Origin of the sequence: Streptomyces sp. MK37H (assembly GCF_018035285.1) — a bacterium.
GTDB lineage: Bacteria > Actinomycetota > Actinomycetes > Streptomycetales > Streptomycetaceae > Streptomyces > Streptomyces endocoffeicus.
Map to the genome: position 1 here is coordinate 1 of NZ_JAAAYH010000328.1, position 10279 is coordinate 10279.

The 10279-nt window shown below is 69.8% G+C and carries 6 protein-coding genes; 1 reads left to right on the forward strand and 5 read right to left on the reverse strand.

From position 1 onward, the window contains the following. Positions 1-148: 148 nt before the first annotated feature. Both GWI24_RS32705 and nrdR read right to left on the reverse strand, forming a co-directional pair. The gene (locus GWI24_RS32705) at positions 149-3016 is read right to left on the reverse strand and encodes a vitamin B12-dependent ribonucleotide reductase (protein WP_210949683.1); all 2868 of its coding nucleotides are present in this window, start codon (positions 3014-3016) and stop codon (positions 149-151) included. 116 nt (positions 3017-3132) lie between these two features. Then, positions 3133-3654, reverse strand: a complete 522-nt coding sequence (gene nrdR, locus GWI24_RS32710) for a transcriptional regulator NrdR (RefSeq protein ID WP_020867993.1) — start codon at positions 3652-3654, stop codon at positions 3133-3135. Positions 3655-4105: 451 nt separating this feature from the next. Here nrdR and lexA point away from each other — a divergent pair, with 451 nt between their 5' ends. After that, entirely contained in the window at positions 4106-4909 is an 804-nt protein-coding gene (gene lexA, locus GWI24_RS32715) for a transcriptional repressor LexA (protein WP_210949684.1), read from the forward strand. Between the two features lie 319 nt (positions 4910-5228). Here lexA and GWI24_RS32720 read toward each other — a convergent pair whose 3' ends face one another. The 3 genes from GWI24_RS32720 to GWI24_RS32730 form a co-directional block, all read right to left on the reverse strand. Beyond that, a complete protein-coding gene (locus GWI24_RS32720) occupies positions 5229-7229 on the reverse strand; it encodes an ATP-dependent DNA helicase (protein ID WP_210949685.1) in 2001 nt (666 codons plus the stop codon). Positions 7230-7445: 216 nt separating this feature from the next. Then, on the reverse strand, positions 7446-8144 hold the full coding sequence (locus GWI24_RS32725) for a GNAT family N-acetyltransferase (RefSeq protein WP_210949686.1): 699 nt from the start codon (positions 8142-8144) through the stop codon (positions 7446-7448). A gap of 78 nt (positions 8145-8222) precedes the next feature. Further along, the gene (locus tag GWI24_RS32730) at positions 8223-10223 is read right to left on the reverse strand and encodes an IucA/IucC family siderophore biosynthesis protein (protein WP_247617182.1); all 2001 of its coding nucleotides are present in this window, start codon (positions 10221-10223) and stop codon (positions 8223-8225) included. Positions 10224-10279 lie beyond the last annotated feature (56 nt).

Consider the following 10279-nt stretch of genomic DNA (forward strand, 5'->3'; position numbering starts at 1 on the left):
TGGCCCTCATCACATACCGGAGAGTCCGCCCCCGGTTCGCCATCGCTCCGTACTGCGCCGGGGTACAACGGCGGCGGGGCGCGGACCCGAAGGCCCGCGCCCCGCCTGGGATGTCATCCCCTCGGATGCCATCCGTAAGGGCTCGCGATCAGCTGCAGCCGCTCGTCGAACCGCAGCCCTCGCACAGGTAGCAGCTGCCCGCACGGCGCATCTTGGTGCCGCAGGAGAAGCAGAGCGGCGCGTCAGCGTTCAACCCCAGCTGGATCTCGACCAGTTCGGTCGAGCTGTGGGCCTCCTTCGCCGACTCGGACCCGCTCCGCGACTGCGACAACGACCCACTGCTCTTCGGGGCGGCCACATGGCGCGGCGCCGACTGGGCCAGGCCCTCGACGTCCACCTCGTCGTCGGCGGCCTCGTAGGACCCGGTCTCCAGGTGGCGCTGGCGCTCCTCGGCGGAGTGGATGCCGAGCGCAGAGCGGGTCTCGAAGGGCAGGAAGTCCAGCGCCAGCCGGCGGAAGATGTAGTCGACGATCGACTGCGCCATCCGCACGTCCGGGTCGTCCGTCATACCGGCCGGCTCGAAGCGCATGTTGGTGAACTTCGAGACGTAGGTCTCCAGCGGCACGCCGTACTGCAGGCCGACCGACACGGCGATCGAGAAGGCGTCCATCATGCCCGCCAGGGTCGAGCCCTGCTTGGACATCTTCAGGAAGACCTCACCGAGACCGTCGTCCGGGTAGGAGTTGGCGGTCATGTAGCCCTCGGCGCCGCCCACCGTGAAGGAGGTGGTGATGCCGGGACGGCCCTTGGGAAGGCGCCTGCGGACCGGGCGGTACTCGACGACCTTCTCGACCTCGGGCTCGACCTGCTCCTTCTCCTCCTTCTTCTTGGCGGAGAGCGGCTGGCCGACCTTGCAGTTGTCGCGGTAGATCGCCAGCGCCTTGATACCGAGCTTCCAGCCCTCGAAGTAGATCTCCTCGATCTCCTCGACGGTGGCCGACTCCGGCATGTTGACCGTCTTGGAGATCGCGCCGGACAGGAACGGCTGGGCGGCCGCCATCATCCGCACATGGCCCATCGGCGAGATGGAGCGCTCGCCCATCGCGCAGTCGAAGACCTCGTAGTGCGCGGGCTTCAGCCCCGGCGCGTCGATCACATTGCCGTGCTCGGCGATGTGGGCGACGATCGCCTCGACCTGCTCCTCCTGGTAGCCGAGCCGCTTGAGCGCCTTGGGGACCGTGTTGTTCACGATCTGCATGGAGCCGCCGCCGACCAGCTTCTTGAACTTGACCAGGGCCAGGTCCGGCTCGACGCCCGTAGTGTCGCAGTCCATCATCAGGCCGATGGTGCCGGTCGGCGCGAGCACCGACGCCTGGGCGTTGCGGTAGCCGCTCTTCTCGCCGAGGCGCAGCACGTCCTGCCAGGCCTCGGTGGCCGCGGCCCAGACCGGGGTGTCCAGGTCGTCCATGCGCTTGGCGGCGGCGTTGGCGTCCGAGTGCTGCTTCATGACGCGCTTGTGGGCGTCCGCGTTCCGGGCGTAGCCGTCGTACGTGCCGACCACGGCTGCGAGCTCCGCGGAGCGCTTGTACGAGGTGCCGGTCATCAGGGAGGTGATGGCTCCGGCCAGGGCCCGGCCGCCATCGCTGTCGTAGGCGTGGCCGGTGGCCATCAGCAGGGCGCCCAGGTTGGCGTAGCCGATGCCCAGCTGGCGGAAGGCGCGGGTGGTCTCGCCGATCTTCTCGGTCGGGAAGTCCGCGAAGCAGATGGAGATGTCCATCGCCGTGATGACCAGCTCGACGACCTTGGCGAAGCGCTCGGCGTCGAAGCGCTGGTTGCCCGCGTCGTCGTCCTGGAGGAACTTCATCAGGTTGAGCGAGGCGAGGTTGCACGAGGAGTTGTCCAGGTGCATGTACTCGCTGCACGGGTTGGAGGCGGTGATCCGGCCCGACTCCGGCGAGGTGTGCCAGTGGTTGATGGTGTCGTCGTACTGGATGCCCGGGTCGGCGCAGGCCCAGGCGGCCTCGGCCATCTTGCGGAAGAGGGCCTTGGCGTCGATCTCCTCGATGGGCTCACCGGTCAGCCGGCTGCGCAGCCCGAACGAGGAGCCGGACTCCACCGCCTTCATGAACGTGTCGTTCACGCGGACGGAGTTGTTGGCGTTCTGGTACTGGACGGACGTGATGTCGTCGCCGCCCAGGTCCATGTCGAAGCCCGCGTCGCGCAGGGCGCGGATCTTCTCCTCCTCCTTGACCTTGGTCTCGATGAACGCCTCGACGTCCGGGTGATCGACGTCGAGCACGACCATCTTGGCGGCCCGGCGGGTGGCGCCGCCCGACTTGATCGTTCCGGCGGAGGCGTCGGCGCCGCGCATGAAGGAGACCGGGCCGGAGGCGTTGCCGCCCGAGGAGAGGAGCTCCTTGGAGGAGCGGATGCGGGAGAGGTTCAGGCCGGCACCGGAGCCGCCCTTGAAGATCATCCCCTCTTCCTTGTACCAGTCCAGGATCGACTCCATGGAGTCGTCCACGGAGAGGATGAAGCAGGCGCTGACCTGCTGCGGCTGCTTGGTGCCGACGTTGAACCAGACAGGCGAGTTGAAGCTGAAGACCTGGTGCAGCAGCGCGTAGGTGAGCTCGTGGTCGAAGATCTCGGCGTCCGCGGGCGAGGCGAAGTAGCCATTGTCCTCACCGGCCTTGCGGTAGGTGCGCACCACGCGGTCGATGAGCTGCTTCAGGCTCGCCTCGCGGTCCGGGGAGCCCACCGCCCCACGGAAGTACTTGCTTGTGACGATGTTGACCGCGTTCACCGACCAGAAATCGGGGAACTCCACGCCGCGCTGCTCGAAGTTGACCGAACCGTCGCGCCAGTTGGTCATGACGACGTCACGGCGCTCCCAGACCACCTCGTCGTACGGATGCACGCCAGGGGTGGTGTGAATGCGCTCGATGCGCAGACCCTTGTTCGCCTTGCTGCCCTTGGAGCGGGAGCCTCGTGCCGGGCCGCTCGTCGTCTCTGTCATTCCGCCTCCCTGTACGGGCGAAAACGCCCTGATGTGCCCATTTCTTCCCCGGGCACGGTGTGTCTGTCTTTCACCCGGACACGGCAAGCGCCCCGGGCGGGTATGTGGGCCGCCGGTCAGTCGGCGGCGATGGCCGGCGCGGGGGCCTCCGCGGCCCCTTCGGCGCCGGGCCCGCGGTCGTGCGCGGGAGGCCGTTGCTGGTCACGCAGCTCCGCCACGGCGGCCTCGAAGTCCTCGAGGGAGTCGAAGGCGCGGTAGACGGAGGCGAAGCGGAGGTAGGCGACGAGGTCGAGCTTCTGGAGCGGGCCGAGTATGGCGAGCCCGACGTCGTGGGTGGACAGCTCGGCGCTGCCGGTGGCCCGGACCGCCTCCTCCACCTGCTGACCGAGCTTGGCGAGGGCGTCCTCGGTGACCGGACGGCCCTGGCACGCCTTGCGAACGCCCGAGATGACCTTGTCGCGGCTGAAGGGCTCGGTGACCCCGCTCCGCTTGATCACCATGAGTGACGCGGTCTCCACGGTCGTGAAGCGACGCGAGCAGTCGGGGCACTGGCGGCGCCTGCGGATCGAGCAGCCGTCATCCGTGGTACGGCTGTCGACGACGCGGCTGTCGGGGTGCCTGCAGAAGGGGCAGTGCATGACTCCGATCCCTCCCTCACCCTCAAAAACGGCGCATGACTGAACATGCCTGAACATGCCTGATGAGCCCCGTCCGGGCCGTAAGACCTTCCGAGGCGGCCACAAGCATAGGCCAAAACTCTGTCGGCGGATCCACCAGGGACCACAACCTGTGGGTGGCTTGCATCCATCAAACCACTAGATCTGGTGTCCGGCACTCAACCGAGCCGGATGGCGTGTCACGGGTCGGGAGCAGGCACGAGACTACGCGAACCCCGTGCGTCCCGGATTCACAGGGGTCGGGATGCAAGACTGGGGCCGCCGCACGGCGACCGGACCAAACGGCCCATACACCTAACCCTGTGATCACGTCAGTCCATCTGCGAAATTTCACTCGAACGTGTGTTTGGCGCAACCTTTCGAAAGCAACTACCGTTGTCCAACTAGGGAGAACATCTCGAGAGGGGCCGTCGTGACCACCACCGCAGAGAGCGCCACCGTTACCGCCCAGGAGCGCTCCCAGAGCCGACTCGAACAGACACACACGATGAACCAGACCCACCCGATGAACGACGACGCCACGACCCCGGAAGGGCAGAAGCCCGCACGCTCGCTACCAGGGCGACCTCCAGGCATCCGGGCGGACAGCTCGGGGCTGACCGACCGACAGCGGCGCGTCATCGAGGTCATTCGCGACTCTGTGCAGCGGCGCGGCTACCCGCCGTCCATGCGGGAGATCGGTCAGGCGGTGGGCCTCTCCAGCACCTCGTCCGTCGCCCATCAGCTGATGGCCCTGGAGCGGAAGGGCTTTCTGCGGCGCGACCCCCATCGGCCCCGGGCCTACGAGGTCCGCGGCTCCGACCAGCCCAGCACCCAGCCCCCGGACACCACCGGCAAGCCCGCCGCCTCATATGTGCCGCTGGTCGGCCGGATCGCGGCCGGCGGCCCGATCCTCGCCGAGGAGTCGGTCGAGGATGTCTTCCCGCTCCCCCGGCAGCTGGTCGGCGACGGTGAGCTCTTCGTGCTGAAGGTGGTCGGCGACTCCATGATCGAGGCCGCCATCTGCGACGGCGACTGGGTGACGGTGCGCCGCCAGCCCGTCGCGGAGAACGGCGACATCGTCGCCGCGATGCTCGACGGTGAGGCCACGGTGAAGCGTTTCAAGCGTGAGGACGGCCATGTGTGGCTCCTCCCGCACAACGCCGCCTACCAGCCGATCCCCGGCGACGAGGCCACCATTCTGGGCAAGGTGGTCGCGGTGCTGCGGCGCGTCTGAGCGCGCCGGATCGAGGTGCGCCCTCAGCGTGCCCCACGACCGGGCCCCGGGACCACTGCGCCGGTTCCGGGGCCCTGCTGTGTCTCGAGACCGTCGAGGTCCCTGTCATATGAGACGACCGCGCCCCCGCTAGTGCCGCGTCAGCCAAGGTTTGCCCGGTAGCGAGGCGTCCTGGTGCGGTCAGCTGCAAGGCGCCGAATCGGCCTCGAGGGGGCACCGCCCGGACGAAGTCCGGGGGAGGGCCTACTCGGTCGGTTCGGCAACGCCGCAGATGGCCGTGCCAGGGCGGCGAGCGGGGCAAACCTTGGCTGACACGGCACTAGGCCTCCTGTGCCTTGGCCGCCGCGTCGATGGCGGCCAGCGAGCGGCGCACCTGGTTGCGGTCGGTCGTGTACCAGAATTCCGGCATGGACTTGCGGAGGAACGAGCCATAGCGGGCCCGCTCGACCCGTGGATCCAGGACGGCGACGATGCCCCGGTCGCCCGAAGCCCGCACCAGCCGGCCCGCGCCCTGAGCCATCAGCAGCGCGGCATGGGTCGCGGCGACGGCCATGAAGCCATTGCCACCTGCCTCCTCCACCGCCTTCTGGCGGGCACTCATCAGAGGGTCGTCGGGACGGGGGAAAGGCACCCGGTCCATCACCACCAACTGACAGCTGGGCCCCGGCACATCGACCCCCTGCCAGAGGGACAGTGTGCCGAACAGGCAGGTCCTGGCGTCGGCGGAGAAGGAGCGGATCAGCTCGCCCAACGTCTCCTCACCCTGGAGGAGGATGGGCATGTCCAGACGCCCACGCAGGTCCTCCGCGGCCGCCTGGGCGGCGCGCATGGACGAGAACAGCCCGAGCGTACGACCACCCGCGGCCTCGACCAGTTCGGCGAGCTCATCGAGCATATCGGCGCGGCTGCCCTCGCGACCGGGCTGGGCGAGATGCTTGGCGACGTAGAGAATCCCCTGCTTGGAGTAGTCGAAGGGCGAGCCGACGTCCAGACCCTGCCAGCGCGGCGCGTCCTCCTCACCGCCCTCCGGATCCTGCGGGCTCTCAGGGGCGAGACCGAGTGAGGCCGCCACCCCGTTGAAGTCCCCGCCCAGCTTGAGCGTGGCGGAGGTGAGGACGACGGACCGGTCCTCGAACAGCTTCTCGCGCAGCAGACCCGACACCGAGAGCGGGGCGACACGCAGCGAGGCGCCGAAGCGGTCGTGCCGCTCGTACCAGACCACGTCGTACTCGGACGCTTCGACGATCCGCTCGGCCACCTGGTGGATGTTCTCCACGGCGCCCAGCGCCTGCTTGCGGACCGCGTCCTCGTCCTTGACCGAGGCGTCCCGTGTGGCGCCGAGCGCCGAGATCACCGTGCGGGCCGCGTCGCGCAGCGCCATCAGCACATAGCCGAGGTCCTCGGGGATCTTCTCGAGGCGGCCGGGCAGGGCGAGCTCCATCAGCCGCTCGAAGCCCTCGGAGGCGGTCTGGAGAGCGTCCGCCGCCTGTTCGTTGACCAGCTTCGCGGCACGCCGCACGGCGCGGTTGACCTGCCCCGGGGTGAGCTCTCCGCTGGCCACTCCGGTGACCCGGGAGACCAGCTCATGGGCCTCGTCGACGATCAGCACCTCATGGCTGGGCAGCACGGGGGCGCCCTCGATCGCGTCGATGGCGAGCAACGCGTGATTGGTGACGACGACATCGGCGAGCTTGGCCCGCTCACGGGCGGCCTCGGCGAAGCACTCCGCGCCATAGGCGCACTTGGACGCGCCGAGGCACTCCCGGGAGGTGACCGAGACCTGGGACCAGGCGCGGTCCGAGACACCGGGGGTCAGATCATCCCGGTCGCCCGTCTCGGTATCGTCCGACCAGTCGCGCAACCGCAGCAGGTCCTTGCCGAGCTTGCTGGTGGGCGCGGCGGCCTCGAACGGGTCGAAGAGCCCGGCCTCATCCGCGTCCTCCTGCGGGACGCCCTCGTGGAGCCGGTGCAGGCACAGATAGTTGGAGCGGCCCTTGAGCATGGCGAACTCGGGGCGGCGGCGCAGCAGCGGATGCAGCGCCTCCACGGTGCGGGGCAGGTCGCGCTCGACGAGTTGCCGCTGCAGGGCGAGGGTCGCCGTGGCGACGATGACACGCTCGCCGTGGGCGAGGGCGGGCACCAGGTAGCCCAGGGACTTCCCGGTGCCGGTGCCTGCCTGGACCAGCAGGTGGGAGCTGTCGTCGATCGCCTCCGCCACCGCTTGGGCCATGGCGGTCTGGCCAGGGCGCTCGGTGCCGCCGACAGCGGTTACGGCGGCGTGCAGCAGATCTTCGAGTGGAGGCGAGGACGATTCAGTCATAGGGCTGCCAGCCTAAGGGGCGGCACCGACATCACTCCTGTCGGTGTGGTCGGTGACGGACGGTTTCGGCCGGGGCGGGGTTCGGGCGGATCTTCGCTTCGTGGCACGGGTGGAGCCGCGCCGCGTGGGAACCGGGACCGGGCGAGCGGTGTATCAACAGTGGAATCTCGCATCGAGGCAGATGGATCGCCGGGGGGCACGGATGGTTGCGGAGGCTCACAGGACGTGTCGCAGGGCACGGTCGCGCAGCATCAGCGCGGCGCGTTTGCCGGGGAGTTCGACTTCCGCGGAGAAGCGGAAGCCGGCGCCCAGGAAGGCGGCCACGGAGGGGATGTTGCGGAGATCCGGTTCGGCCACGACCCGGTTGCAGAACGGACGGTGCTCGAGGACGAGGTCGGCGGCCGCGCGGAGCAGGGTTGTCCCCAGGCCGCGGCCGCGATCGCTGACCCGGCCGATGAGCAGGTGGATACCCGTGTCGTGCGGCCGGGCCGGGTAGTACCGCGCGAGCGGGTCCAGATCGGCGCGGTACACCTCCCAATAGCTCATCGGCACGCCGTCCAGGACGCCCAGACAGGGCACGCTGCGCCCATCGCCGTGGAGCTGGTCCCCTAGGTGGCTCGCGGTGGCCTCCTCGGGGCCGTCGAGCTCCCAGAAGGCGGCCACGGAGGGGTCGTTCATCCATTGGGCGATGAGCCGCAGATCGCGCCCGATGCGGACCGGGACGAGCTGGAAGGTGCCCAACGGGGTGTTGGTGGGCCCCCATTCGACGATGTGGTCGAGCAGATCCGGCCGGTCGTCGGCCTCCGGTCGGGCGGAGTCCAGGTCGATGCGTCGTGCGATGTCCTCTTCCTGGCGCAGCCGCATGTCGATGGTGTCGTCGGTGCTGGAGCTCGTACTGGAGTCGGTGTGCGGCACGGCGATGCTCTCCTCTCAGGGGTCTGGGCACGTCGGGAGGGACGTGGGGGGTGAGGGGCGTGATCGCGGGTCGCGGAGTCAAGCCATGGGGGTGACAGCGGTGGAGCCGGAAGGCGAGACAGACATGGAAAGGGGGTTGGGGATGGTCACATAGACGGACTGGGTGTCCACCGGTCCCACGAGCTCGTCCAGGCCGCGCAGCCGCGTGAGCAGATTGGCCTTGCAGCGCAGGGTGGGCGTCTCCAGGAGCCGGGCGGGAAGCGGTGAGCGGGTTCTGCCGGGGCCGGACGCGGCCTCGGCGAGGAAGCGGCGGAACGCGGCCAGCAGGACGCGTTCGTCGACGAGCCGCTGGGATCCGAAGGCGCCGATCAGTCCGAGGACGTTGTTGACACCCAGGTAGTAGGCGAACCGCTCATCGGTGACCTCGTCGGAGACGAAGGTGTCGCTGCGGCCGCCGATACCGGGCAGCCGGCGCTGGAGTTCGGCGTGCCGGGACGCGCGGAAGTAGTAGCCCTGGTTGTCCCGGTAGCGGCCGCCGACCGGCCAGCCGTCGGGGTCCAGCAGCACCAGCGTGTTCTGCTGGTGCGCCTCGAGCGCGATGCCGGCCTCTCCGTCCAGCCAGAGCAGGGGGCGTACGACCGTGTGCAGATAGCGCAGGAACCACTCCGTGCCGACGGCCGCGGTGGAACGGCCGGTGCGAGCGGCGAGCCGGGCGACGAGGTGGGCGAGCCGGGAGCACATCACCGGCTGTCCGGGCCAGGGGCGCGGCGCGAGGAGTCCGGCGACGCAGACGGCGTCGTCGCCGGGGCCGAACGGGTTGTGCCGGATGATGACGTCGAGGCCGGTCAGGGGTTCGCCATCCGGTCCGTCGACGGCGAGCCAGGCCGGGTCCCGGACGATATCGAAGCCCGGGAAGCCGGGGAAGGCCGCCCGCCACTGCTCGGCCAGCCCGCTGCGGAGCAGACGGTGCACCTCGACACCGCGGCGGAGTTCCTTACGGAGATTCTCACGACGGGAGTTGGTGATCCGCAGACCGAGGGAGAGTTTCAGCATGGCGGGAGCGCCGGGCCGGTAGACGGTGCGGACCGAGGAGGTGGGGTGCCAGAGGCCACCGGACGGCCCGAGGTCGTGCAGCAGGCCGGCGTCGAAGAGCGCGGCGACCTCCGGACGGTGCCGGATCTCGCGAGCCTGCCAGGGATGCAGGGGCAAGGGCACGGTACCGGTGGGCAGTTGGAGGCCGCTTCCCGCCAGGGAGAGGGCGAGCCGCTCGGCGGGCACGGTCCGGCCGCGCTCCGTCCAGGCCGACTCACAGGCCAGTGCGGACCGGCCGACCGCGATCCAGTGAAGGGGGAAGGAGCCACGCGTTTCCGGTGAGCAGACGGTGGATTCGGAGTCGGAGAGGCCCTCGCGGCTCTTCGGCGTGGGATGCAGGGGGTGACCGAAGAGGAGGGACTGTTCCGCGCTGAGGAACGGGGTGCTCGTGCTCGGATCGGCCCGTGCGGCCCGGCGGAGGGTGAGGAAGAGAGCGGTGCGCCGTACGGAGTCCGCGACACGGCCGACGAGTTCGGTGGCGTCCGCGTCGGGTTCGTCCCGCCGTGCGCTGTACGTCGCCTCGCGGGTGAGCAGGGCCGCGAGGGCGACGGCGCCGACAGCGGGCGCGTCATGGGGGCCGTGCTCCAGCAGCGGCGGGCCGAAGCGGTGCCAGCCGGTGGGCGACCAATAGCGCACGGGGACGAGCAGGACGGTTCCGCTGGCGGCGAGGGGAATGCGAAGGGTGTCCCCGTCGGGACGTACGAGGCCGCTCTCGCGCACCCAGCAGCGCAGCAGGTTCTCGACGGCAGCGGCGTCGGCCGCGATCTGCGGGTCGGGGTCGTCGAGCGGATCCGCACCGACCTCGCGGGTGCTGACCTGGCGGGGGCGGTTGTCCGGCGACGCTTCATGGCTGTCGTGGTTCTGCCGGGGCACGGCCGTCGCGGCGAGGGGCGGACCCTGGGCGGGCAGTCGCGGCGCGGGCGGCTCCTCCACGGAGGGCTCCAGGGCGGGTGGCGGCTCCAGGGCAGGTGGCTGGGGTGTTCCCATACCCGCTCCCGCCGCGCTGGCGAGCGGCGCCGTGGCGGGCGACGCCGCCGGGGGCA